The 24,409-nt window shown below is 71.0% G+C and carries 20 protein-coding genes; 17 read left to right on the top strand and 3 right to left on the bottom strand.

Going from position 1 to position 24,409, the window contains the following annotated elements; all coding sequences use genetic code 11:
- Positions 1–122: 122 nt before the first annotated feature.
- Complete coding sequence (locus ACWDRB_RS17600) at positions 123–1,397, bottom strand: hypothetical protein (RefSeq protein ID WP_449894952.1); 1,275 nt, start codon at positions 1,395–1,397, stop codon at positions 123–125.
- An 89-nt stretch (positions 1,398–1,486) separates the two neighbouring features.
- Here ACWDRB_RS17600 and sucC point away from each other — a divergent pair, with 89 nt between their 5' ends.
- The 6 genes from sucC to ACWDRB_RS17570 are packed head-to-tail and all read left to right on the top strand — an operon-like array spanning position 1,487 to position 8,392.
- Positions 1,487–2,617 carry an ADP-forming succinate--CoA ligase subunit beta gene (gene sucC / locus ACWDRB_RS17595; RefSeq protein ID WP_355208100.1) on the top strand — a complete coding sequence of 377 codons (1,131 nt, stop codon included), beginning with the start codon at positions 1,487–1,489 and terminating at the stop codon, positions 2,615–2,617.
- Complete coding sequence (gene sucD, locus ACWDRB_RS17590) at positions 2,617–3,504, top strand: succinate--CoA ligase subunit alpha (protein WP_449894950.1); 888 nt, start codon at positions 2,617–2,619, stop codon at positions 3,502–3,504. The genes sucC and sucD overlap by 1 nt, the downstream gene beginning before the upstream one ends.
- The gene (locus ACWDRB_RS17585) at positions 3,501–4,265 is read left to right on the top strand and encodes a hydroxypyruvate isomerase family protein (RefSeq protein ID WP_449894948.1); all 765 of its coding nucleotides are present in this window, start codon (positions 3,501–3,503) and stop codon (positions 4,263–4,265) included. The genes sucD and ACWDRB_RS17585 overlap by 4 nt, the downstream gene beginning before the upstream one ends.
- Positions 4,262–5,122: an NAD(P)-dependent oxidoreductase gene (locus tag ACWDRB_RS17580; RefSeq protein ID WP_449894946.1), complete on the top strand. Its 861-nt coding sequence runs from the start codon at positions 4,262–4,264 to the stop codon at positions 5,120–5,122. Before ACWDRB_RS17585 ends, ACWDRB_RS17580 begins: the two co-directional genes overlap by 4 nt.
- Positions 5,119–6,840 carry a glyoxylate carboligase gene (gene gcl, locus ACWDRB_RS17575; protein ID WP_449894942.1) on the top strand — a complete coding sequence of 574 codons (1,722 nt, stop codon included), beginning with the start codon at positions 5,119–5,121 and terminating at the stop codon, positions 6,838–6,840. Before ACWDRB_RS17580 ends, gcl begins: the two co-directional genes overlap by 4 nt.
- Before the next feature lie 10 nt (positions 6,841–6,850).
- On the top strand, positions 6,851–8,392 hold the full coding sequence (locus tag ACWDRB_RS17570; RefSeq protein WP_449894940.1) for an aldehyde dehydrogenase family protein: 1,542 nt from the start codon (positions 6,851–6,853) through the stop codon (positions 8,390–8,392).
- On the opposite strand, the gene ACWDRB_RS17565 is transcribed toward ACWDRB_RS17570, so the two are convergent.
- On the bottom strand, positions 8,389–8,739 hold the full coding sequence (locus ACWDRB_RS17565; protein WP_449894938.1) for a DUF6703 family protein: 351 nt from the start codon (positions 8,737–8,739) through the stop codon (positions 8,389–8,391). The two genes, ACWDRB_RS17570 and ACWDRB_RS17565, sit on opposite strands and share 4 nt — an antisense overlap.
- A 92-nt stretch (positions 8,740–8,831) precedes the next feature.
- On the opposite strand from ACWDRB_RS17565, the gene ACWDRB_RS17560 reads away from it, so the two are divergent.
- The 10 genes from ACWDRB_RS17560 to ACWDRB_RS17515 all read left to right on the top strand — a co-directional run bounded on the left by ACWDRB_RS17560 (position 8,832) and on the right by ACWDRB_RS17515 (position 19,867).
- A complete protein-coding gene (locus ACWDRB_RS17560; RefSeq protein WP_192791193.1) occupies positions 8,832–9,119 on the top strand; it encodes an antibiotic biosynthesis monooxygenase family protein in 288 nt (95 codons plus the stop codon).
- 95 nt (positions 9,120–9,214) lie between these two features.
- On the top strand, positions 9,215–10,600 hold the full coding sequence (locus ACWDRB_RS17555) for a glycine--tRNA ligase (protein WP_350725101.1): 1,386 nt from the start codon (positions 9,215–9,217) through the stop codon (positions 10,598–10,600).
- Positions 10,601–10,944: 344 nt separating this feature from the next.
- The gene (locus ACWDRB_RS17550) at positions 10,945–14,055 is read left to right on the top strand and encodes a M14 family zinc carboxypeptidase (protein WP_449894935.1); all 3,111 of its coding nucleotides are present in this window, start codon (positions 10,945–10,947) and stop codon (positions 14,053–14,055) included.
- A gap of 122 nt (positions 14,056–14,177) precedes the next feature.
- A complete protein-coding gene (locus tag ACWDRB_RS17545) occupies positions 14,178–14,324 on the top strand; it encodes a hypothetical protein (RefSeq protein ID WP_350725105.1) in 147 nt (48 codons plus the stop codon).
- On the top strand, positions 14,321–15,316 hold the full coding sequence (locus ACWDRB_RS17540; RefSeq protein ID WP_449894933.1) for an AAA family ATPase: 996 nt from the start codon (positions 14,321–14,323) through the stop codon (positions 15,314–15,316). The genes ACWDRB_RS17545 and ACWDRB_RS17540 overlap by 4 nt, the downstream gene beginning before the upstream one ends.
- The gene (locus tag ACWDRB_RS17535; RefSeq protein ID WP_363967315.1) at positions 15,313–16,245 is read left to right on the top strand and encodes a DUF58 domain-containing protein; all 933 of its coding nucleotides are present in this window, start codon (positions 15,313–15,315) and stop codon (positions 16,243–16,245) included. The genes ACWDRB_RS17540 and ACWDRB_RS17535 overlap by 4 nt, the downstream gene beginning before the upstream one ends.
- A complete protein-coding gene (locus ACWDRB_RS17530; protein ID WP_363967313.1) occupies positions 16,242–17,186 on the top strand; it encodes a VWA domain-containing protein in 945 nt (314 codons plus the stop codon). Before ACWDRB_RS17535 ends, ACWDRB_RS17530 begins: the two co-directional genes overlap by 4 nt.
- Positions 17,183–18,028: a S1C family serine protease gene (locus tag ACWDRB_RS17525; RefSeq protein ID WP_449894929.1), complete on the top strand. Its 846-nt coding sequence runs from the start codon at positions 17,183–17,185 to the stop codon at positions 18,026–18,028. The genes ACWDRB_RS17530 and ACWDRB_RS17525 overlap by 4 nt, the downstream gene beginning before the upstream one ends.
- 10 nt (positions 18,029–18,038) lie before the next feature.
- Complete coding sequence (locus tag ACWDRB_RS17520) at positions 18,039–18,704, top strand: response regulator transcription factor (protein ID WP_449894926.1); 666 nt, start codon at positions 18,039–18,041, stop codon at positions 18,702–18,704.
- Positions 18,701–19,867 (top strand): sensor histidine kinase, encoded by a 1,167-nt coding sequence (locus ACWDRB_RS17515; RefSeq protein ID WP_449894924.1) that lies wholly within the window; start codon positions 18,701–18,703, stop codon positions 19,865–19,867. Before ACWDRB_RS17520 ends, ACWDRB_RS17515 begins: the two co-directional genes overlap by 4 nt.
- On the opposite strand, the gene ACWDRB_RS17510 is transcribed toward ACWDRB_RS17515, so the two are convergent.
- Complete coding sequence (locus ACWDRB_RS17510; protein ID WP_449894922.1) at positions 19,864–21,216, bottom strand: cytochrome b; 1,353 nt, start codon at positions 21,214–21,216, stop codon at positions 19,864–19,866. The genes ACWDRB_RS17515 and ACWDRB_RS17510 overlap by 4 nt on opposite strands.
- 229 nt (positions 21,217–21,445) lie before the next feature.
- On the opposite strand from ACWDRB_RS17510, the gene ppdK reads away from it, so the two are divergent.
- Positions 21,446–24,079: a pyruvate, phosphate dikinase gene (ppdK, locus tag ACWDRB_RS17505; RefSeq protein WP_449894919.1), complete on the top strand. Its 2,634-nt coding sequence runs from the start codon at positions 21,446–21,448 to the stop codon at positions 24,077–24,079.
- Positions 24,080–24,409 lie beyond the last annotated feature (330 nt).

Below are 24,409 nucleotides of genomic sequence, written 5' to 3'. Positions count from 1 at the left end.
CGCTACGGTTTTTCGTCGACTGCCTACAGCATACCGTCCAAGGATCTCTCCTGGCCGTGAGCCTCATCACAGGCGCCCCGGTGATGGAGGGCGGCGCCCGTGACCGGCGGGGCGGGTGGGTGTCACAAGGGGATGGTGGCAGGGAGGCCGGGGATGCGGAGGCGGGGGATGGCCAGGGCCGGAAGGGCGGCGAGAGCGGCGGCGACGGCGAGCGCGGGCACAGGCGTGCTCAGGGCGAGCAGGGCCAGGGCGGCGGCCCCCGCTCCGGCCAGGGCCTTGGCGCTGTAGACGACGGCGTGGATCTCGCCCGCCCGCTCGACCCCGAAGAACTCCCGCACCAGGCTGGCGAGCAGCGGGTAGAACGCCCCGCCGCCGAGCCCGGCCGCCACGGCCCCGAACCACAACAGCGGCCCTCCGGCCATCACAGGCTCGGCGCCGGGTGGCGTGGTGGCGAGGGCGGTGGTGTAGGCGGCGGCGAGGAGCACCTGGCCGGTGGCGAGGGCGGTCAGGACGGCGGCGAGCACGCGGCGCCGGCCGTACAGCTCCGAGCAGCGCATCGCCACCGACCGGCTGGCCCCGTTCAGCGCCACCAGGACGGCCAGCGCGCCCCACGACCCGGTCCCCGCGATCACGATCACGTCGAAGACCGACACCGCGCCCGCGCACGTCAGGATCAGGGCCAGCGCGGGCAGCGTACGCGTGCGCAGCGCCTGCGCCGGCCCGAACTGCCGGGCCGCCTCCGGCGTCGTGCGCAGCCGCGCCGCGTCGAGCGCGTGCGAGCGCGGGTCCACGTCCGCGGGCCACCACAGCGCGGGAGGCAGCCGCAGGTGCCGGGCCGCGGTCCCGATGACCGCCAGCGCGACGACCGCCGCGACCAGGAACGCGGTGGACGTGGCGGCCGGCGCGATCCCGGCCCAGACGAGCAGGGGCACCGCGCCGTAGCCGAAGGCGCCGGTGATCAGCCCGACCCGGGCGGCGGGCCGTTCCGGGTACCAGGAGGAGACGACCTCACCGCAGGCCCCGTAGACCAGGCCCGCGCCCAGCCCGCCGAGGAGTGCGTACCCCACGAAGGCGCCCGGGGCGCTCGGCGGGAGCGCCGCCGCGGCGAGGCCGGCGAAGCTCAGGGCGGCGCCCGCGGCCAGGCTGGTACGGACGCCGAGGCGGCCCCGCCGTACCAGGTGGAGTGCGGGCAGGGCGCCCGCGGCCTGGCAGGCGATCCAGACGGCCAGGAGGGTGAGCCCGGTGGCCTCCTTGGCGAGGAGGGCGGCGTAGCCGTACTGGAGCGGGCTGATCGCCGCCATGGCACCCCAGGCCAGCCGGAACATGCGCGTGCGGTCGGCGGGGACGGGTCCGGGGAGGTACGAACGCCCGCGCCAGTCTCTAACTGCATTCTCCATACTGTATGGAATATCCAGTAGACGAGAGACTGTCGAGACCCTAGACGAGGGTTTTTCCATACGGTATACCGTCTACAAAGGAGGCTCGAATGGACCTGTACGAGTATCAGGCGAAGGAGCTCTTCGGGCGTCACGGGATCCCGGTCCCGGCCGGCAGGATCGCGGCCACCCCGGCGGAGGCCCGCGCGATAGCGGCCGAGCTGAACGCGCCCGTCGTCATCAAGGCCCAGGTGAAGACCGGCGGACGCGGCAAGGCGGGCGGGATCAGGACCGCGGCCGGGCCGGTCACCGCCGAGGCGGAGGCCGAGCACGTGATCGGGATGGACATCAAGGGGCACGTCGCGCGCAGCGTGCTGGTCGAGGCGGCGACCGTGCCGTTCGAGGAGTACTACGCGGCTTTCCTTGTCGACCGGGCTGAGGGCGGTTTCCTGGCGATGGTGTCCGGCCGGGGAGGCATGGAGATCGAGGAGCTGGCCGCCACCGACCCCGACGCCCTGGTGCGGCTGCCGGTCGACCCGGTGACGGGCGTGGACGCGGACGCCGCGCGCCTGCTGGCGGCCAAGGCGGGGCTGCCCGAGCAGGCGGCCGAGGTGCTGGAGAAGCTGTGGCGGGTCCTGGTCGCGGAGGATGCCCTGCTGGTCGAGGTGAACCCGCTGATCTGCACCACCGACCAGCGCATCGTGGCCCTCGACGGCAAGGTCACCCTGGACGACAACTCCGCGTTCCGGCACGCCTGGGAGTACGGGGAGGCCACCGGCAGCCTGGAGGACCGCGCCCGGGCCAAGGGCCTGAACTACGTCAAGCTCGACGGCCGGGTGGGCGTGATCGGCAACGGCGCCGGGCTGGTCATGAGCACGCTCGACGTGGTCGCCGGGGCCGGGGCCGCCCCCGCGAACTTCCTGGACATCGGCGGAGGCGCGTCCGCCAAGATCATGGCCGACGGCCTGGAGATCATCCTGGCCGACCCCGACGTGCGCTCGGTGCTGGTCAACGTCTTCGGCGGCATCACCGCCTGCGACGCGGTGGCCAGCGGCATCGTCACCGCGCTCGAGCTCCTCGGCGAGCGCGGCCTGGCCAGGCCCATCGTCGTACGCCTGGACGGCAACAACGCCGAGGTGGGCCGGCGCATCCTGAGCGACGCCCGGCACCCGGCGGTCCGGCAGGTCTCCACCATGGACGGCGCCGCCGAGATGGCGGCCAGACTCGCGGCAGGTGCGTGATGGCGATCTTTCTGACCAAGGACAGCCGGGTGCTCGTGCAGGGCATGACCGGCGCGGAGGGCACCAGGCACACGGCCCGCATGCTGGCCGCGGGCACCGACGTCGTGGCCGGGGTGACGCCCGGCAAGGGCGGCCGGTCCGTGGACTTCGGCGAGCGCTCGGTGCCCGTGTTCGGGTCCGTGGCCGAGGCGATGGGGGAGACCGGGGCCGACGTCTCCGTGGTGTTCGTGCCGCCGCGCTTCACCGGCCCGGCCGTGGAGGAGGCGGTCGAGGCCGGGATGCCCCTGTGCGTGGTGATCACCGAGGGCGTCCCCGTGCACGACGCGGTGCGTTTCCGCGCCCTCGCGCACGGCCGCACCAGGATCATCGGCCCCAACTGCCCGGGGCTCATCAGCCCGGGGCAGTCCTCGGCCGGGATCATCCCCGCCGACATCACCTCCGCCGGGCGCATCGGGCTGGTGTCGAAGTCGGGCACGCTGACCTACCAGCTCATGTACGAGCTTCGCGACCTCGGCTTCTCCACCGCCGTCGGCATCGGCGGCGACCCGGTCGTCGGGACCACCCACATCGACTGCCTCCAGGCGTTCCAGGACGACCCCGGCACGGACGCCATCGTCATGATCGGCGAGATCGGCGGCGACGCCGAGGAGCGGGCCGCCGCCTACATCGCCGCGAACGTCAGCAAGCCCGTGGTCGCCTACGTGGCCGGGTTCACCGCGCCAGAGGGCAAGACGATGGGGCACGCGGGCGCGATCGTGTCCGGCTCGTCCGGGACCGCCCAGGCCAAGAAGGAGGCGCTGGAGGCGGCCGGGGTCCGCGTCGGCCGCACCCCGTCGGAGACGGCCCGCCTCATGCGCTCGGCTTTGAGTCAGCGGGGTGCGGCGTGAGATTCGCCGTCAACCTGTCCATTCTCTTCACGGACCTGCCGCTGCTGGAGCGGCCCGCGGCGGCGGCCAAGGCCGGGTTCGACGCGGTCGAGCTGTGGTGGCCGTTCGGCGTCCCCGACCCCGCGGGCGTCGAGGTGGCGGCGCTGCGGCAGGCGATCGAGGACGCCGGGGTGCGCCTGACCGGCCTCAACTTCGACGCGGGCGACATGGCCGCCGGCGAGCGCGGCCTGCTGGCCAGGCCGGACGGCTCCGCCCGGTTCCAGGCCAACATCGACGTGGCGGTCCGGCTGGCGGGCGAGCTGGGCTGCGGCGTGCTCAACGCCCTGTACGGCAACGATCCCGGCACCGACCGGGCCCTGGCCGTGGCGAACCTGCGCGGGGCGGCCGACGCGGCGGCCTCGATCGGCGCGACCGTGGTGGTCGAAGCCCTCAACTCCCACGAGAACCCGAAATATCCGATCACGTCGTCGCAGGCGGCGTTCGAGCTGATCGACGAGGTGGACCGGGAGAACGTGGCCTTCCTGGCCGACCTCTACCACCTGCACCGGATGGGCGAGGACGTGCTGGAGCTCATCGACCGGCACAGCGCCAGGTTCGGCCACGTGCAGATCGCCGACGACCCCGGCAGGGGACACCCCGGCAGCGGTCGCATGCCGTACGACGAGATCTTCGCCCGGCTGGCGGCGGCGGGCTACCGAGGCCACGTCGGCCTGGAGTACCGGCACCAGGGGCCGGGCGCGTTCGACTGGAGGCAGGCGTGAACATCGGGTTCGTCGGTTTGGGGATCATGGGCAGCCCGATGGCGGCCAACCTCCTCAAAGCCGGACATGTCGTGACCGGTTATGACGTGAGCGCCGAGCGGGTCAAACAGCTCGTCGGCCTGGGCGGCAAGGGCGCCTCCGGCGTGGTCGACGCGGTCGGCGGCGCCGAGGTGGTGATCACGATGCTGCCCGACTCGCCGCAGGTGGAGGAGGTCGCTCCGCTGATCGTCGAGTACGGCCGCCCGAACCTGCTCTACATCGACATGAGCACCATCAAGCCCGAGACCTCCCGCTGGGTCGCCGGGCAGGCGGCGGCCGCCGGCGTACGGGCGGTGGACGCCCCCGTCAGCGGCGGCGAGCGCGGCGCGATCGACGGCACCCTGTCGATCATGGTGGGCGGGGCGGCCGAGGACGTCGAGGCGGCCCGGCCCGTCCTGGGCGCCCTGGGCACGACCGTCGTGCACGTCGGCCCGGCCGGCGCGGGACAGACCGTCAAGGCGGCCAACCAGCTCGTCGTCGGCGGCATCTACGGGCTCGTGGCGGAGGCGATCGTGCTGCTCGAAGCCTCCGGCGTGGACCCCCTGGCGGGGCTGGACGTGCTCGCGGGCGGCCTGGCGGGCTCCAGGATCCTGGAGCTCAAGCGGCACACCATGGTCCGGCGGGAGTTCAACCCCGGCTTCCGGATCGACCTGCACCACAAGGACATGGGCATCGCCGTCGCCGCCGCCCGCGAGGCCGGGGTCAGCCTGCCGCTCACCGGGCAGGTCGCCCAGCTCGTGGCCGCGGCCAGGGCGCAGGGCCACGGCTCGCTCGACCACTCCGCCCTCCTCAAGGTCGTGGAAAGGCTCAACGGATGAAGAGGATTCCGTGCATGGAGGCCGTGGTGGCGGTGCTGGAGTCGGAGGGGGTGGACACCGTCTTCGGCATCCCGGGCGCGGCCATCCTGCCGCTCTACGCCGCGCTCCAGCACAGCTCGATCAGGCACGTCACCGTACGCCACGAGGAGGGCGGCACCCACGCGGCCGACGGCTGGTCCAGGGTGACCGGGAACGTCGGCGTCTGCATCGGCACCTCCGGCCCCGCCGGCACGAACATGATCACCGGCCTCTACACCGCCCTGGCCGACTCGATCCCCATGATCTGCGTCACCGGCCAGGCGGTCTCCTCCAAGCTGCACCAGGAGGCGTTCCAGGCGGTGGACATCGTGGAGATCGCCCGGCCGGTGACCAAGTGGGCGGTCCAGCTCAAGGAGCCGGCGCAGGCGCCGTGGGTGTTCAGGGAGGCGTTCAGGATCGCGCGGTCGGGGCGGCCCGGCCCGGTGCTCATCGACCTGCCGGTGGACGTGCAGCGCGGGACCTGCCTGTACGACCGGGAGCTGGACGCGCCGCTGCCCGTCGAGGAGCCCGCGCCGCTGCCCAGAGCCGTGCGCAAGGCCGTGGACCTGCTGGCCGAGGCCAGGCGGCCGATCATCCTGGCCGGCGGCGGCGTGATCATCGCGGACGCGTCCGACCAGCTGCGCGCGCTGGCCGAGCACCTCCAGGTGCCCGTGCAGGTGACGCTCATGGGCAAGGGCGCCTTCCCCGAGGACCACCCGCTGTTCGCGGGCATGGCGGGCATCCAGACCCAGACGCGGTGGGGCAACGCCGCCTTCCTGGAGAGCGACCTGGTGCTGGCCATCGGGGCCCGCTTCGGCGACCGGCACACCGGCGACCTCGACGTCTATCGCCAGGGCCGCACGTTCGTGCACGTGGACATCGAGCCCACGCAGATCGGCCGGGTCTTCGAGCCGGACCTCGGGATCGTCGGGCACGCCCGGCCGGTGCTCGGGGAGCTGCTGCACGAGGCGCGCCGCCGTGGCGGGCCGCGTCAGCCGGGCAAGTGGGTACGGAAGGTCGCCGACCTGCGCAAGACGATGGCCCGCCGCGACGACTTCGACGACGTGCCGATCAAGCCGCCCAGGGTGTTCAGGGAGATCAACGAGTATTTCGGCAGGGACACCACGTTCGTCACCGCCATCGGGCTCTACCAGATCTGGTCGGGCCAGTTCCAGACGACCTACCTGCCGCGCCGCTACCTGGTGTGCGGCCAGGCCGGGCCGCTGGGCTGGGAGGTGCCCGCGGCGATGGGCGTCAAGTGCGCGCATCCGGAGCGGCAGGTCGTGGCGGTGGTGGGCGACTACTCCTTCCAGTTCCTCATGGAGGAGGTGGCGGTGGCCGCCCAGTATCGGATCCCGTTCGTCATCGTCATGATCAACAACGAGTACCTGGGCCTCATCCGGCAGGCCGAGATCCCGTACGACATGAACTACGCCGTGGACCTGCACTACGGAGAAGGCGGCATCGACCATGTCAAGGCCATGGAGGCGTTCGGCTGCCCGGCGCGCCGGGTGGAGCTGCCGGGCGACATCCGGGACGCGCTGGCCTGGGCGACGGCGGAGTCGGCGCGGGAGCGGCTGCCGGTGCTGGTGGAGGTGATGGTGGAGCGCGAGGCCAACGCCGCCATGGGTCCGTCGCTGGAGGCGATCAAGGAGTTCGAGCCGCTGCCCGAGCTCATCACCGCCGACTGGTCCGACTGAGGAGGAGCGCATGCGGATCAAGCCGGGTACGGCCTGGCGGGACGCCTACGAACGGTGCTGTTCGGCGGCCCCCGAGGCATTCCACGACGACCGGGTGCTCAACCACTGGGGCGGCATCTGGCACCGCGACGGGCGCCCCGTGCCCGGCTTCTCGCCGCTGGACGGCACCGCCATCGCGGGCCTGCCCCGGATCGACCGGGCGGGCGCGGGACGGGCGGTGGCGGGCGCGGTGGAGGAGCACCGGCGCTGGCGGCACCTGCCGCTCGCCGAGCGCAAGGCGATGGTGTCGGCCGCCGTCGAGTCGATGGCCGCTCACCGCGACCTGCTGGCCCTGCTGCTGGTCTGGGAGATCGGCAAGCCGTGGAAGACGGCCTGCGCGGACGTGGACCGCTGCCTGGACGGCGTGCGCTGGTACGTGTCCGAGATCGACCGTATGGTCGCCGGCCGGATGCCGCTGCCCGGGCCCGTCAGCAACATCGCGAGCTGGAACTACCCGATGAGCGTGCTCATGCACGCCATGCTCGTGCAGGCGCTGGCCGGCAACGCGGTGATCGCCAAGACCCCCACGGACGGCGGCCTGTGCTGCCTGACGCTCGCCTGCGCGCTGGCGGTGCGGGAGGGGCTGCCGTTCACGCTGGTGAGCGGGGGAGGGGCGGAGCTGTCGCCGGTGCTGGCCGGCGGGCGGGCGCTGGGCAGCGTGTCATTCGTGGGCGGCCGGGACGCGGGGGCCAAGGTGGCGACCTCGCTGGCCGACCTCGGGCGGCGGCACGTGCTGGAGCAGGAGGGGCTGAACTGCTGGGGCGTGTGGGAGTACGGCGACTGGGAGCTGCTCACGAGGCAGATCCGGGCGTCGTTCGACTACGGTAAGCAGCGGTGCACGGCCTATCCGCGGTTCGTGGTGCGGCGGTCGCTGTTCCACGAGTTCCTGGGGGCGTACCTGGCGGCGGTGGGGTCCCTGCGGTTCGGCCATCCGCTCGCGGTGGCCGATCCCGGCGATCCGCTGCCGGAGCTGGACTTCGGGCCGCTGATCAACGCCTCCAAGGCCAAGGAACTGGCCGATCAGGTGGACGAGGCGGTGGCCAGGGGCGGGGTGCCGGTGCATCGGGCGTCGCTCGACGCCGGACATTTCCTGCCGGGGCAGGATATTTCGGCGTATTTGGCGCCAACGGCGCTCCTCAACCCGCCCCGCTCCTCACCCCTCTTCCACGCCGAGCCGTTCGGGCCCGTGGACACCATCGTGCTGGTGGACACGGAGGCCGAGCTGCTGGCCGCCATGAACGCCAGCAACGGCGCCCTGGTGGCCACGCTGTCGTGCGACGAGGAGGAGACGTTCCACCGGCTGGCGCCGGAGGTGCGGGCGTTCAAGGTGGGGCACAACCGGCCGCGCTCGCGCGGCGACCGGGAGGAGCTGTTCGGCGGGCTCGGGGCGTCCTGGCGCGGCGCGTTCGTCGGCGGCGAGCTGTTGGTGCGGGCCTCCACCGCGTCCTCTACTGGGGGCCCGGACGGCGAGCGCCTGCCGGGCAACTTCCCGCACTACACCCTGTTGCCTTAGGGGGAGATGAGGCCGAAGCGGGTCGCCGCCAGGAGCACGAGGAAGGTCAGCATGGCGACCCGCATCACCTTTCCGCCGATCCCCAGCGACGGCCACGACAGGTACGCCAGCCAGCCGATGAAGGCGATCGCCGGCAGCACGGCCACGCCGCCCAGCGGGTTGGCCACGGCGAACCCGGCCAGCAGCAGGACCACCAGCACCGTCGGCGCCGTCCATCGGGGCACCTGCGTGAACAGGTAGGTCATCGGCACGGCGCTGCGCCGCTCGACGGCCTTGCGCAGGCCGGTCGCGCCCGGCGTGAAGAACTGCTCGCCCTTGGGAAGCGGGCGCTTGCTGTCTGGGGCCACACCCAGAGCCTACGGGAGACGGGCCGCCGAGCGGGCGGGCCGCCTGACCGGGTCGGCGCATCAGACGGGCGTAACGCGTTTAATCTGGTCGGGTGCTCGCCGTGATCCGATACACCGTTCCAGAGTCCCAGTCCCAAGATTTCGTCAAGCAGGGCCACACCATCCTTGACACGTTCGCCGCCCAGCCGGGCTACCAGCGTGGCAGGCTGGCCCGTTCGGTCGATGAGCCCAACCTGTGGGCCCTGGTCACGGAGTGGGAGGGTGCCGGTTTCTACCGCAGAGCGCTCTCCGCCGCCCGGATGGTGATGTATCCACTGATGATTCTCATGGTCAACGAACCCAGTGCGTTCGAGGACGTTTACACGCAGGAAGGCGCTTAACGATTACTGGCGCGCGAGAGGGTCCGTGCGTCCCCTAAGCTGGGATCTCACCAATTTCACTCGCCGACCTCCAGCCGGAAAGAGAATCAACCAAAATGGCACGACGCACCGACGTCATGGACACCATCGTCAGCCTCGCCAAACGCCGCGGGCTCGTCTACCCGTCGAGCGAGATCTACGGCGGACTGCGCGCGTCGTGGGACTACGGTCCACTGGGTGTCGAGCTCAAGAACAACGTCAAGCGGCAGTGGTGGCTGTCGATGGTCCAGTCGCGCGACGACGTGGTGGGCCTCGACTCCAGCGTGGTGCTGGCCCCCGAGGTGTGGCGGGCCAGCGGTCACGTCGAGACCTTCACCGACCCGCTGACCGAGTGCCTCTCCTGCCACAAGCGCTTCCGCGCCGATCACCTGATCGAGGCGTACGAGGAGAAGAACGGCAAGGAGCCCGAGGGCGGCCTGGCCGACATCACCTGCCCCAACTGCGGCAACAAGGGCACCTTCACCGAGCCCAGGCAGTTCAGCGGCCTGCTCAAGACCTACCTCGGCCCGGTCGAGGACGAGTCGGGCCTGGCCTACCTGCGCCCCGAGACCGCGCAGGGCATCTTCATCAACTACCTCAACGTGCAGCAGTCGGCGCGCAAGAAGATCCCGTTCGGCATCGGCCAGATCGGCAAGTCGTTCCGCAACGAGATCACGCCGGGCAACTTCATCTTCCGCACCCGCGAGTTCGAGCAGATGGAGATGGAGTTCTTCGTCAAGCCGGGCACGGACGAGGAGTGGCACCAGTTCTGGATCGACGAGCGCTACCGCTGGTACTCCGACCTGGGCATCAACAAGGACAACCTGCGCCTTTACGAGCACCCGAAGGAGAAGCTGTCCCACTACTCCAAGCGCACCGTCGACATCGAGTACCGCTTCAACTTCACCGGCTCCGAGTGGGGTGAGCTCGAAGGCGTCGCCAACCGCACCGACTTCGACCTGACCGCCCACTCCAAGGCGTCGGGCACCGACCTGAGCTTCTTCGAGCAGGACACGGGGGAGCGCTACGTCCCCTACGTCATCGAGCCCGCGGCCGGTGTCGACCGCGCCACGCTGACGTTCCTGCTCGACGCCTACAGCGAGGACGAGGCCCCCAACGCCAAGGGCGTCATGGAGAAGCGCACGGTCATGCGGCTCGACCACCGGCTCGCGCCGGTCAAGGCCGCGGTGCTGCCGCTCTCGCGCAACGCCGACCTGTCGCCGAAGGCCCGTGACCTGGCCGCGCAGCTGCGCCGCCGGTGGAACGTCGAGTTCGACGACGCGGGCGCCATCGGCCGCCGCTACCGGCGCCAGGACGAGATCGGCACGCCGTTCTGCATCACCGTTGACTTCGACACGCTCGAGGACCACGCGGTGACCATCCGCGAGCGCGACTCGATGGCCCAGGAGCGCATCTCCATCGACGGCGTCGAGTCCTACCTGCGCCAGCACCTGAACGACTAATTTCGTCCAGCGCTCGTCTCACGGGCCGCCCGCCGTTCTTACGGCGGGCGGCCCGTTGCGCGTTTCACCACCATGGTCTTTTACGGCTGCGCACGGTGGGCCCCACCCGCCGCACCGGGCCGAGGGCCCTCCAGGGTGACGCTTCTCCGCCTCACCGCCGCGCCACCGTGACGCGCGCAAGCTTGACCGGCGGATGGGGCCTCCCTACGAATCCGGACGTGCCCTGGATTACATAGTTCGAAATTTGACCACATGTGGCCGTCTTGATTGACAAGCCCCCTGGCAGACACGGACATTGCGGACATCCCTAGCAGCCATTCGGGGGCGGATTTCTCGGAGGCGCGATGAAGCGCGCGTTAATCATGTTCGCCGGCACCCTCCTGTTACTCGGTTCGTTCACCATCCCGCCCGCGTCGGCGGTGCCCAAGCCCGCTCCGGGCCCTGACGGCGTGTTCGTCTACACCGGCGAGCTCACCGCGGACCAGGTGGCCAAGCTCGTCGCGGCTGGCGTGGACCGCGAGGAGATGCGGATCGTCAAGCGGGCGAACGGCAAGGTCACCATCGAGGTGATCCTCGCCGCCGCGCTGGCCGGCACGCTCGCCAAGCAGGGCGTCACCCTGAAGGCCCAGACCGCCGACAAGGCGCGGCTGGCACAGAAGGGCGACGGGGTGTTCAAGAGATACGCGGGCGCCGGCGGCATCCGCGAGGAGATCATCGCCGCGGCCGACGCCAAGCCCGGCATCGCCAAGGTCGTCAACCTCGGCAACAGCCTCAACGGCACGCCGATCACCGCGATCAAGGTGACCAAGGACGCCCGCAAGCTCGCCGACGGCAAGCGCCCGGCCATGCTGTACATGGCCGCCCAGCACGCCCGCGAGTGGATCACACCCGAGATGGTGCGGCGGCTGCTGCACCACTTCCTCGACGGCTACGGCGGCAACGCCGAGCTCACCAAGCTCGTGAACACCACCGAGCTGTGGTTCATGCCGGTGGCCAACCCCGACGGCTACGACTACACCTTCACCCCCGACAACCGGCTGTGGCGCAAGAACCTGCGGGACAACGACGGCGACGGCCGGCTCACCAGCGCCGACGGCGTCGACCTCAACCGCAACTTCGCCTACAAGTGGGGCTACGACAACGAGGGCTCGTCGAACATCCTCGCCAGCCAGACCTACCGCGGCAAGTCGGCGCAGTCGGAGCCGGAGACCGTGGCGCTGGACAACCTGACCAAGCGGGTGCACTTCACGTACCTGCTGAACTACCACTCCGCCGCCATGCTGCTGCTGTACGGGGTCGGCTGGCAGCAGGCCACGCGATCGCCCGACGACCTGATCTTCGAGGCCATGCTCGGCGACGACGCCCACCCGGCCGTACCCGGCTACGACCCCGACATCGGCGCCGAGCTCTACACCACCAACGGCGAGCTGGACGGGCACATGACCAACGTGCGGAAGGTCATGTCCATCACGCCGGAGATGTCCACCTGCGAGGACGCCGTCGAGCGGAACCCGAACGACGAGTGGACGCTCGACGACTGCGCCGGCGGGCAGGGCTTCACCTTCCCCGACAGCGAGGCGCTGATCCAGGACGAGTTCCTCAAGAACGTCCCGCTGGCGCTGGCCGCGGCCAAGACCGTGCACACGCCGGACACCCCGGTCTCCGTGGTCGGGCGCACGGTGCCCGACTTCGCGCCGGACTCCTTCAGCGTCTCGTACGGCGACCCGCAGCCGGTGGCGGTCACCGCCCGCAGGTCGCTGCTGGGCAAGGTGCTGCGCTTCCGCGTCAACGGCGGCCCGGCGCAGACCAGGCCGCTGTCGGAATGGCAGGGCGGCAAGCGGTACGGCGACGAGAACGACCTGTTCTTCGCCGAGTACCGCGGCACCGTGAGCGGCGCGAAACCGGGCGACAAGGTCGAGGTCTGGTTCCAGGGCTTCAAGCAGGGCACCGGGCTCGTCTCCAGCTCGCACTTCACCTACACCCTGGCCAAGGACTCCGCGGCCAAGGTCCTGATCGTCGCCAACGAGGACTACACCGGCTTCAACCCGGACTACCCGCCCTCGGTGACGGCGCCCAAGCACACCACGACGTACAAGAAGGCCCTCCAGGCCGCCGGGTACGCCTCCGAGACCTGGGACGTGGACGCGCAGGGCGTGCCGGACCACCTGGGCGTGCTGTCGCACTTCAAGGGCGTCGTGTGGGAGCTGGGCGACAACCGGCTGTCGATGGACCAGCAGGACCTGGTCACCGTGACCCCGCTCGGTAACCTGCCCGACGCGGACGTCAAGCGGTCGCAGCAGGACCTGACCGTCTCCATCCGCGACTACCTCAACGAAGGGGGCAAGCTCCTCTACACCGGCGAGACGGCCGCGTACTACGGCATTCTCGACACGATCGTCGGAGGCATCTACTACGGCATCGACGGCGACCCGGACGGCGACTGCGTGGTCACCACGATCCAGGGCCTGTTCGACGAGTGCCTGCTGCTGGCCGACGACTTCACCCAGTACTACATGGGCGTCGGCGGGCGCATCGCGCGCAACTCCCCGACCGGCTTCGCCGGCAAGGGCCCGCTGGCCGGGACGGGCGGCACGTTCGGCGGTCCGGCCACGGTGGACAACCCGCTGGACGAGGCGGGGGTGCTGCAGCCCATGGGCACGGACCTGCCGAGGTTCACGGGCACTCCGGCGGCCGGCTACACGCTCGGCGCGGGCGGTCCGTTCGATCCGATCGAGGGCCAGTGGTACGTCAGGGGGCCGCACGCGGACGACTCGTACATGCGGCTGACCAGGACGGTCAACCTGGGAACCGTGACGGCGGCGCAGCAGCCGAGGCTGGGCTTCCAGCTGTCCTTCGACACCGAGCCCGGCTATGACAACGTCATCGTCGAGGCCCACACGGTCGGCCAGGACAACTGGACCACGCTGCCCGACCTCAACGGCGGCACCGACAGCGCCGTGCCGTCGGAGTGCGAGGCCGGCTTCTACCTGGGCGAGCACCCGTGGCTGGGGCACTACCTGACCGGCGGCAACCCCTGCACGGCCAGCGGCACCAGCGGCTCCTGGAACCGGTTCACCGGTGACTCCGGCGGCTGGAAGCAGGTTGCCTTCGACCTGTCCGCCTACGCGGGCCAGCAGGTCGAGGTGTCGATCAGCTACGTGACCGACCCGAGCACGGGCGGCGTGGGCGTGTTCGTGGACGACACGCGGGTCACCACCACCGGCGGCACCCTCGACTCCGAGGGCTTCGAGACCGGCCTCGGCCCCTGGGCCATGCCCGGTCCGCCGGCGGGCAGCCCCACCGGCGGCGGCGACTTCGCCCGCGCGCAGGCGGACACCACGGCCGCCGTCTCCACCAAGGACACGGTGCTGCTGGGGTTCGGGCTGGAGCAGCTCGCCAACGACAACGAGCGGAACGCGACGATCAAGAAGGTGATGAAGTACCTGATCGGCTGATCTCCACCTGACGGACGGCCACCCCGTTGCGGGTGGCCGTCCCTTTTCGCGGTGAGGACCGAAAGATCATGTAAAGACGGGGGTTACGCGGGTTTTCGCGGTCGCTTGATGACATGCGTCCTATGCGTACATCACGTTTCGCTCTTGTGCTGCTGGCCGCGGGCGCCGTGCTCATGACGGGAAGCGCCGCGTTCGCCGATCCCGATCCGTCCGCGCTGGAGCTGCGGGTGGTCGTGGACGACTGCTACCACTCGGTGGTTCAGCCATGACGGACCCCGCGCTGCTCGAACGGGCGTTGTTCGAGGTCAAGCGGGTGATCGTGGGTCAGGACCGCATGGTCGAGCGGCTGCTCGTGGCGGTGCTCGCCAAGGGCCACTGCCTGCTGGAAGGCGTGCCCGGCATCGCCAAGACGCTGGCCGCCGAGACCGTGGCCACCGTGGTCGGCGGCACGTTCGCCCGCATCCAGTTCACACCCGACCTGGTGCCCGCCGACATCGTCGGGACCAGGATCTACCGGCCGTCGACCGAGACCTTCGACATCGAGCTCGGCCCGGTCATGGTCAACCTGCTGCTCGCCGACGAGATCAACCGGGCCCCCGCGAAGGTGCAGTCGGCGCTGCTGGAGATCATGGCCGAGCGGCAGGTCAGCATCGGCGGGGTCTCGCACGACGTGCCGAGGCCGTTCCTGGTGCTGGCCACCCAGAACCCGATCGAGTCCGAGGGCGTCTACCACCTGCCCGAGGCGCAGCGGGACCGCTTCCTCATGAAGATCGACGTGGACTATCCCAGCGAGTCGGAGGAGCTGGCGATCGTCTACCGCATGAGCGTGGACCCGCCCGTCCCGCACGCCGTGCTGGACCCCGCTCAGGTCGTCGCACTCCAGCGGCGGGCCGAGGAGGTCTTCGTGCACCACGCCGTGGCCGAGTACGCCGTCCGCCTCGTCTACGCCACCCGTGATCCCGACCGGTTCGGGGTGGAGGACGTGCGCCGGCTGCTGGCGTTCGGGGCGAGCCCCAGGGCCACGCTGGGCCTGCTGGCGGCCGGGCGGGCGCTGGCCCTGATGCGGGGGCGCGACTACGTGCTGCCGGAGGACGTGCGCGACCTGGCGCACGACGTCATGGCGCACCGGCTCGTGCTCTCCTTCGACGCGCTGGCTGACGGGGTGGCGCCCAGGCAGATCGTGGACCGGGTGCTGGCGGCCGTACCGGTGCCCGTCATCGCCCCCCAGCAGCAGTCACAGCTGAACGAAGCCGTGGCATGAGGCCGTACCTGATGGCCGAGCCCGCGCTGCGCCGGCTCGAGCTGACGATCACCAGGAGACTGGATGGACTGCTGCAGGGGGAGCATCTGGGACTGGTCCCGGGGCCGGGGAGCGAGCCTGCGGAGACCCGGCCGTACCAGGCGGGCGACGACGTGCGGCGGATGGACTGGAACGTCACCGCCCGCACCAACGAGCCCCATGTCCGGGACCTGGTCGCCGACCGCGAGCTGGAGATCTGGGCGCTGCTCGACGCCACCGCCAGCATGGACTTCGGCACCGCGGCCATGGAGAAGCGGGAGCTGGCCGTGTCGGCGCTGGCGGCGGTCGGCTTCCTCACCCAGCGGACCGGCAACCGGATCGGCACCCACCTGCTGCACGGCGGCGGCGTCAGGACGCTGCCCGCCCGGACGGGCCGGCCGCACCTGATGGCGCTGCTGCAGGCGGCGTTCGCGCTGCCTCGCACCCCGCCCGGGGTGGCCGAGCCGCTGCTGGGCGTGGCCGCCGACCAGCTCGGCCGGGTGGTACGGCGCCGCGGCCTGGTCGTGGTCGTGTCGGACTTCCTCGACGCGCCCGAGACCTGGGAGCTGCCGCTGCGCAAGCTCACCGCCAGGCACCAGGTGCTGGCCGTGGAGGTGCTCGACCCGCGCGAGCTGACGCTGCCCGACGTCGGGATTCTGACGCTGGTCGACCCGGAGACGGGGCGGCGGCGCGAGGTCGCCACGGGGAGCGCGCGGCTGCGCCGCAGGTACGCGGAGGCGGCGGCGGAGCAGCGCGATGCCGTCGCGCAGGCGCTGCGCCGGGCCGGGGCGACCCATCTGCGGCTGCGTACCGACCGGGACTGGGTGCGTGACCTGGTCCGGCACGTCATGCGCCAGCGCCGCCTGGCCGTCCTGGCGCGCCCCGCCGGGGGAGGAGGTGATGCGGCATGACGCTGATCGCGCCCCTGTGGTTGCTGCTGCTCGTCCCCGTGGCCGCGCTGGCCCTGGCGTACGTGGTCATGGCCTTGCGGAGCAGGACCGCGTACGCCGTCAGGTTCACCAACCTCGACCTGCTCGACAAGGTCGCCCCGAGGCGGCCGGGCTGGCGCAGGCACGTTCCGGCGGCGGCGCTGCTGCTGATGTTCGCGCTGCTCGTGATCGGTTTCGCCCGGCCGACGGCCGAGGTGCGGGTGCCGAGGGAGCGGGCGACGATCATGGTGGCGTTCGACGTGTCGGCGTCCATGAGCGCCACCGATGTCCAGCCCAACCGGTTCGAGGCGGCCAAGCAGGCGGCCAGGCAGTTCGTGGCGGGCCTGCCCGAGCGGTTCAACCTGGGCCTGGTGTCCTTCTCCTCGTCGGCGTCCGTCGCCGTGCCGCCGACCACGGACCGGCAGGCGGTGCTGAGCGCGCTCGACCGGCTCAGCACCGCCTCGGGCACCGCCATCGGCGAGGCGGTCTACTCCTCGCTGGACGCCATCGCCGCGCTCGACTCGCAGGAGGAGAGGCCGCCCGCGCACATCGTGCTGCTGTCCGACGGCTCCAACACGACGGGCCGCACGGTCGGTGACGCGGCCGCGGCGGCCTCCGGGAGGGGCGTGCCGGTCACGACCATCGCGTACGGCACGGCGGACGGCACGATCGACATCTCGGGACGCGAGATCCCGGTGCCGGTGGACGCGCCGGCGCTGCGCGGGCTGGCCGAGGCGGCCGGCGGCGGTTTCTACGAGGCGGCCAGTGGCGACGAGCTGCAGGCGGTCTACGAGGACATCGGCACGTCGGTCGGCTACCGGACCGAGCGGCAGGAGGTATGGATGTGGTTCGTGGCGGCGGGGATGGCCTTCGCGCTGATCGCGGCGGTGACGTCGATGTTGTGGTTCTCGAGGCTGCCATGAGAGGTCTGGGCAGCCCGCGCGGGCCGGAGTTCGTCACCCCGACCGTCGTGGCCACCGTGCCGCAGGATCCACCGCAGAAGGGGGCTCCACCCAAGGGACGTCTGCTGGTGGCCGCCGCGCTCGTCGCGGCGCTCACCGGGGCGGCGGCGGGCATCGCTGGGGGTGCGGCGGGGGCGCGGCTCTCCGAAGGGTCCGGGCCGGCTCCCGCCGCCCTCCCCAGGGTGGCGCCCGCGCCGTCGGCCGGCCTCAGCGGGCTGAGCGCGACGGCGGCCCGGGTCCTGCCCAGCGTGGTCTCGGTGGAGACGGGCGGCGGGGGCGGCTCGGGGTTCGTGGTGGACGGCCGCGGCCACATCCTCACCAACGCGCACGTGATCAGGGGCAGCGACCGGGCGACCGTCGTGCTGAGCGACGGCCGCCGGATCAGCGCCCGCGTGATCGGCGAGGACGACGACGAGGACCTGGCCGTGCTGGAGGTGGACTATCCCCGGGAGCTCACGCCCGCCACGCTCGGCAGGTCCGGCGACCTGGCCGTCGGCGACCAGGTGCTCGCGATCGGCTCCCCGCTGGGCCTGTCGGGCACGGTCACCGCCGGCATCGTGAGCGCTCTGGACCGGGAGGTACGGTTGGGCTCGGCCCGGGCGGCGGCGCTGCGTACGGCCGTGCAGACGGACGCGTCCATCAACCCCGGCAACTCGGGCGGCCCGCTGGTCAACGCCCGGGGCGAGGTCGTCGGGGTGAACACGGCGATCGCGTCCGGGCGGGGCGGCGGCAACATCGGCATCGGGTTCGCCATCCCCATCGACCGGGCGGCGCCGATCGCGGAACGAATCATCCGAAACTAGGGTGCGGGGCATGCGACTGCTTGTGGTGGAAGACGAGGAGGACCTGGTCGACGCGTTGCGCGTCGGCCTCGTCCGTGCGGGATACGCGGTGGACGTCGCCTACGACGCGCCTTCCGCGCATGAGAAGTTGCAGGTGAACTCGTACGATCTGGTCCTGCTCGACCTCAACCTGCCCGGCGGGGACGGGTTCCAGCTGTGCCGCAGCGTGCGCGCGGCCGGGCACGGCGCGCGGATCATCATGGTGACCGCCCGCGACCGCCTGGACGACCGGGTGCGCGGGCTCGACGAGGGGGCCGACGACTACCTGGTCAAGCCGTTCGCGTTCCCCGAGCTGCTGGCGCGGGTGCGGGCCCTGCTGCGCAGGGACTCCGGCGCCGGCACGTCGGTGCTGGAGGTGGGCGGGCTGCGGATCGACACCGCCAGGCTGGAGGTGTCGCTGCACGGCAGGTCGCTGGCGCTCACCCCCAAGGAGTACGGGGTGCTGCACTACCTCATGCGCCGCCCCGGATACGTGGTCTCCTCCGAGGAACTGCTGGAACACGTCTGGGACGAGCACGCCGACCCGTTCACCAGCACCGTGCGCGTCACGGTCGGCAACCTGCGCCGCAAGCTGCAGGAAGAGGGCCTGATCGAGACCGTGATCAGCCGGGGCTACCGGCTCAAGGAACCGGCGTGATCCACACCATCCGCTTCCGGCTCACGGTCCTCTACTCGGGACTGCTCTTCGTGCTGGCCGCGCTCGTGCTCGGCGGCACCTACTTCGCCGTCTCCAAGACCACCGACCAGCGCCCGATCACGACGGAGTTCGCCAAGACCTACAGCGGCACCACCTTCCTCGGCAAGCGCGAGGTGGTCTTCGTCGAGGAGGTCGAGAACGCGGTCAACGTCCGGACGATGGCCACGCTGCGCGACTATTCGCTGATCACGCTGGCCGGCCTCTACGTCGCCAGCCTGGGCATCGGCTGGGTGCTGGCGGGCCGCGTGCTGCGGCCGGTCAGGTCGATCACGCGTACGACGGAGGAGATCCAGGCCACCGACCTCAAGCGGCGCATCAAGCTGAACGGGCCGCGCGACGAGCTCAAGGACCTGGCCGACACCATCGACACCATGCTGGACCGGCTGGAGGAGGCGTTCAGTGCGCAGCGCCAGCTCATCGACGACGCCTCCCACGAGCTGCGCAGCCCGCTGACGATCATCCGGGCGAACGTGGACGCCGTGCTCGCCGCCCCCGAGGCCAGCGACGAGGAGCGGGCCAGGGCCGTGGCCATCGTGGACCGCGCCACCACCCGCATGACCAGGCTCGTCGAGGACCTGCTGGCCAGCGCCAGGCGGCAGGGCGGCGCGTTCGCCGACGCCGATCTCGACCTGGCCAGGATGGTGGGCGAGGCGTGCGAGGAGTACGCGGCCCCGGCCGCCGCCCGCGACCTGACGCTCACCCGGGAGCTGGGATCGGGCCTGGAGGCGACCGGCGACGCCGACGCGCTGCGCCGCGCCGTGGCGAACCTGCTCTCCAACGCCGTGCGCCTCTCGACGCCCGGCGGGGCGATCCGGGTCGCGGCGGGCAGGTCCGAGGGCTGGCTGTGGGTGGCGGTCCGCGACGACGGCCCCGGGATCGAGGCGGCCGACCAGGCGCGGGTGTTCGACCGGTTCTGGCGCGGCGAGTCCAGCCGCCGCGACCGCCACACGGGCCTCGGCCTGGCCATCGTTCGCCAGATCGTGGAGTCGCACGGAGGGCGGGTGGCGGTGTTCTCGCGGCTGGGGGAGGGGGCCACGTTCGTGCTCTGGCTGCCGCCGCGGGACGGTGTCCCCGGCGCGCCGCCCGATCACAACCCTCTCTAGCCGGCGCGCCTGCGGCAGACCGCCCGGGTGACCAGGAACGCCAGCACCGGCACCACGAACACGGCCACCCGCAGCCCGAGCACGATCATCGCGTAGGTGTCGTGCGGCACCGTGAGCAGCGCGTGGGGGGCCTGGGGCGGCTGCGGGAAGCCCGGCGCGGAGTGCATCGGCGGCGCCGCCTCCGAGAACCACGTTCCCGCCCACAACACGGTGAAGAACGCGATGACCGCGATGCCCAGCGCTGTGCGCACCGGGGCCTGCGAGGGCCGGTCGAGCAGATGGTGATGGTCGCCGTCGCCGGTGAAGCGCCGCTCCAGGAACGGATAGAGCAGCAGGATCCCGAAGAAGACCATCAGGATCAGCGGCGGGATCCAGAGCCCGGGCTGCAGGACGTACCCGCCGACCGTGATCTCCCACGGCGGGACGAGCCGCTGCGCGCCGTCCAGCACCCCGAAGTACCAGAACGGCTGCGCCGACGGGACGTAACCGCCCGCGCTGTACGCGCCGTGCTCCCACACCGGGTTGACCCGGACGAACGTGGCCAGCGCCGCGATGGCCCCCATCGTGAACAGCGCCGTGGTGCCGTTCTTGACCGCGAAGTACGGGAAGAACGGGCCGCCGGTGACCTGACCTTCTGAGACCGCCGTGGCCTTGCGTTCGGTGTGCTTCTGCCGCCAGGTCAGGATCAGCGCGTGCAGCGGCACCACCGCCATCAGGATCCCCGGCACCAGCAGCACGTGGGTGACGAAGACGCGCGGCAGGACCTGCCCGGGGAACTCGCCGTCGAAGGCGAACGCCGACAGGTACGTGCCCACCACCGGGATCGACAGCAGCAGCCCCTGAGCCTGCCGCAGCCCGGCCATCGCGAGCTGGTCGCCGGGCAGCGAGACGCCCAGGAACGACTCGAACAGCACCAGCCCGAACAGCACCACCCCGAGCATCCACGTCAGCTCGCGCGGCCGCCGGAACGCGCCGGTGAAGAAGACGCGGCACAGGTGGGCCACGATCGCCAGCACGAACACCGTCGCCGACCAGTGGTGGAGCTGCCGCATCAGCAGCCCGCCCCGCACGTCCAGGCTGATCTCCGTCGCGGACGCGAAGGCCACGTCGGGGTTGGGCTTGTAGAACAGCGTGAGGAACGTGCCCGTCAGCACCAGCAGCGCGAACGAGTAGAGCGCCAGCTCGCCCAGCAGGAACGACCAGTGGCTCGGGAACAGCTTGCGCAGCTGGGGGCGGAGCCAGCGGGCGAAGGGCAGGCGATCATCGAGGTAGATCGCCGAATCGACGGCCGTTTTTGCGGTTCCCGCGATGATACGGGCGCGTCGCTTGGGCTTGGTAGGAGTGGCCATGGGGGCCTCCTGGTGGGGGTGTGATCCGATTCTGCACCCATGCGCCACCTTTCTCAAGAATTGGTGTAAACCAATTGGTCTAATCCAATTTATGGTCTTCCAGAACTATAATTGGATTAGACCTCTGATGGGGCTTTGACCAGCGCAAACGATGACTTATCCGAGGAGTGCAGTTTCATCATCAATTTCGCCGGTAGAGTCCGGGCAGAGGCGTTGATTGGAGCGTGTGGTGGCCAAGTACGTTTACGACTTCACCGAGGGCAACAGGAATCTCAAGGATCTTCTCGGCGGCAAGGGAGCGAACCTTGCCGAAATGACCAACCTCGGGCTCCCCGTTCCCCCCGGATTCACGATCACCACCGACGCCTGCCGTCACTACCTGGCGGCGGGCGTCGTACCGGACGGCCTCGAGCGGGAGGTCGCCGCGCACCTCGACGCGCTCGAGAAGCAGATGGGACGGCGGCTCGGGCAGGCCGACGACCCGCTGCTGGTGAGCGTGCGCTCCGGGGCGAAGTTCTCCATGCCGGGCATGATGGAGACCGTTCTCAACATCGGGCTCAACGACGAGTCGGTGCACGGCCTGGCCAAGCAGGCGGGCGGCAACGACCGCTTCGCGTGGGACTCCTACCGGCGGCTCATCCAGATGTTCGGCAAGACGGTGCTCGGGATCGACGGCGACCTGTTCGAGCACGCGCTCGACGCGCTGAAGGGCAAGCGCCAGGACACCGACCTCGACGCGGGCGAGCTGCAGGGGCTCGTGGAGACGTTCAAGGGCATCGTCCACGAGCAGACCGGCAAGGACTTCCCCACCGACCCGCGCGAGCAGATGCGCCTGGCCGTCATGGCGGTCTTCGACTCCTGGAACGCTCCCCGGGCCATCCTCTACCGCCGCCAGGAACGCATCCCCGCCGACCTCGGCACCGCCGTGAACATCGTGGCCATGGTCTTCGGCAACGTCGGCAACGACTCCGGCACCGGCGTCGCCTTCACCCGCGACCCGGGGACCGGCAGGCAGGGCATCTACGGCGACTACCTGCAGAACGCCCAGGGCGAGGACGTGGTGGCCGGCATCCGCAACACGATCCCGCTGGAGGAGCTCGAGCGCATCGACAAGCGCTCGTACGACGAGCTGCTCGGGATCATGGAGACCCTCGAGAACCACTACCGGGACCTGTGCGACATCGAGTTCACGATCGAGCGCGGCAAGCTGTGGATGCTGCAGACGCGGGTCGGCAAGCGCACGGCGGCGGCCGCGTTCTGCATCGCCACCCAGCTCGTGGACCAGGGCCTGATCACGATCGACGAGGCCGTCACCCGCGTCACCGGCGACCAGCTGGCGCAGCTCATGTTCCCCCGCTTCGACGGCGGCGCGGACAAGAAGAAGATCGCCAAGGGCATGAACGCCTCGCCCGGCGCGGCCGTGGGCAAGGTCGTCTTCACCTCCGCGCGGGCCGTGGAGCTGTCGGAGCAGGGCGAGGACGTCATCCTCGTCCGCCGCGAGACCAACCCCGACGACCTGGCCGGCATGATCGCCGCCAAGGGCATCCTGACCAGCAGGGGCGGCAAGACCTCGCACGCCGCCGTGGTGGCCAGGGGCATGGGGAAGACGTGCGTGTGCGGGGCCGAGGAGCTGGAGGTCTCGACGCGCGAAGGCCGCTTCACCGCGCCCGGCGGGGTGGTGGTGTCGGAGGGCGACGTCATCTCGATCGATGGAATGTCCGGGGAGATCTACCTGGGCGAGGTGCCGGTCGTGGACTCGGCCGTGGTCGAGTACTTCGAGGGCGCCGAGCCGGAGGACGAGCTGGTCAAGGCCGTGGACCGGATCATGCGCCACGCGGACTCGGTCCGGCGGCTGGGCGTGCGGGCGAACGCGGACACCCCGGACGACGCGGCGCGGGCCCGCCGGTTCGGGGGGCAGGGGATCGGGCTGTGCCGGACGGAGCACATGTTCCTGGGCGAGCGCAGGCAGCTCGTGGAGGACCTGGTCCTGGCGTCGACGGACGAGGCCCGCCAGACGGCCCTGGACGCGCTGGAGCCGCTCCAGAAGGCCGACTTCACCGAGATATTTCGGGCTATGGACGGAAATCCCGTCACAATTCGGTTGATCGACCCGCCGCTCCACGAGTTCCTTCCCGACATCGTGGACCTGTCGGTCAAGGTCGCCACGGACGAGGCCACGGACAAGGACCGCAAGCTCCTGGCGGCGGTGAAGCGCCTCCACGAGCAGAACCCGATGCTCGGCCTCCGCGGCGTCCGCCTCGGCCTGGTGATCCCGGGCCTGTTCGCCATGCAGGTGAGGGCCATCGCCCAGGCGGCCAAGGAGGTGCCGGGCGCGCGGCCGGAGATCATGATCCCGCTGGTGGCGGCCGTACAGGAGCTGGAGTCGGTACGCGAGGAGGCGGCGAAGATCCTCGCGGAGAGCGGCGTGGCGGCCCTGATCGGCACCATGATCGAAGTCCCCAGGGCGGCCCTGACCGCGGCCCAGATCGCGGAGGCGGCGGAGTTCTTCTCCTTCGGCACCAACGACCTGACCCAGATGGCCTGGGGCTTCTCGCGGGACGACGTGGAGTCGGCGTTCTTCTCGCGCTACCTCGACCTGGGCATCTTCGGCGTATCCCCGTTCGAGACCCTGGACCGGGAGGGCGTCGGACGCCTGATCAAGATCGCGGTCGAGGAGGGCCGCTCGACCCGTCCGGACCTGCACCTGGGCATCTGCGGCGAACACGGCGGCGACCCCGACTCCGTCCACTTCTGCCACGACCTGGGCCTGGACTACGTCTCCTGCTCCCCGTTCCGCATCCCGATAGCCCGCCTGGAAGCCGGCCGCGCCGCCCTGACCGACTCAGACTCCGACACCCGCTAACCCAGGGGCTCCGACACCCCCGCTCGCTTCGCTCGCCGGCGCCCGCCCGTTACCTGGTTACCGGGCGGGCCTGCTGGATCCCGCCCCGAGCGGTCCTCGCTGACGCTCGGGCGTGTCGATGGGGGCTCGAGGCTTCGCCCCGAGCCCCGGACGAGGTGGCCTGCCGGCCCCCTCGCGCTCCCCCGGCCGTGGGCCACATTCCACAGGAGTGCCGTAGGCCATGCAGCCAATGTTCAAAGGCAGAGCTCTGGGCGAAGTCATCTGAAACAGGGCAAGTGAGAAAGGCCTTGGCGGGTATGCGCCGGAGACAAGAACGCGAGCGGCGTTCTA

The organism is Nonomuraea sp. NPDC003707, assembly GCF_053587055.1.
This window is presented reverse-complemented; position numbering and strand designations above follow the sequence as displayed.

What these genes read in the sequence shown, in the direction of transcription:
- ACWDRB_RS17600 (WP_449894952.1), bottom strand. Translation starts at nt 1,397, where the DNA reads ATGGAGAATGCAGTTAGAGACTGGCGCGGGCGTTCGTACCTCCCCGGA.
- sucC (WP_355208100.1), top strand. Translation starts at nt 1,487, where the DNA reads ATGGACCTGTACGAGTATCAGGCGAAGGAGCTCTTCGGGCGTCACGGG.
- sucD (WP_449894950.1), top strand. Translation starts at nt 2,617, where the DNA reads ATGGCGATCTTTCTGACCAAGGACAGCCGGGTGCTCGTGCAGGGCATG.
- gcl (WP_449894942.1), top strand. Translation starts at nt 5,119, where the DNA reads ATGAAGAGGATTCCGTGCATGGAGGCCGTGGTGGCGGTGCTGGAGTCG.
- ACWDRB_RS17570 (WP_449894940.1), top strand. Translation starts at nt 6,851, where the DNA reads ATGCGGATCAAGCCGGGTACGGCCTGGCGGGACGCCTACGAACGGTGC.
- ACWDRB_RS17555 (WP_350725101.1), top strand. Translation starts at nt 9,215, where the DNA reads ATGGCACGACGCACCGACGTCATGGACACCATCGTCAGCCTCGCCAAA.
- ACWDRB_RS17550 (WP_449894935.1), top strand. Translation starts at nt 10,945, where the DNA reads ATGAAGCGCGCGTTAATCATGTTCGCCGGCACCCTCCTGTTACTCGGT.
- ACWDRB_RS17545 (WP_350725105.1), top strand. Translation starts at nt 14,178, where the DNA reads ATGCGTACATCACGTTTCGCTCTTGTGCTGCTGGCCGCGGGCGCCGTG.
- ACWDRB_RS17540 (WP_449894933.1), top strand. Translation starts at nt 14,321, where the DNA reads ATGACGGACCCCGCGCTGCTCGAACGGGCGTTGTTCGAGGTCAAGCGG.
- ACWDRB_RS17535 (WP_363967315.1), top strand. Translation starts at nt 15,313, where the DNA reads ATGAGGCCGTACCTGATGGCCGAGCCCGCGCTGCGCCGGCTCGAGCTG.
- ACWDRB_RS17530 (WP_363967313.1), top strand. Translation starts at nt 16,242, where the DNA reads ATGACGCTGATCGCGCCCCTGTGGTTGCTGCTGCTCGTCCCCGTGGCC.
- ACWDRB_RS17525 (WP_449894929.1), top strand. Translation starts at nt 17,183, where the DNA reads ATGAGAGGTCTGGGCAGCCCGCGCGGGCCGGAGTTCGTCACCCCGACC.
- ACWDRB_RS17520 (WP_449894926.1), top strand. Translation starts at nt 18,039, where the DNA reads ATGCGACTGCTTGTGGTGGAAGACGAGGAGGACCTGGTCGACGCGTTG.
- ACWDRB_RS17510 (WP_449894922.1), bottom strand. Translation starts at nt 21,216, where the DNA reads ATGGCCACTCCTACCAAGCCCAAGCGACGCGCCCGTATCATCGCGGGA.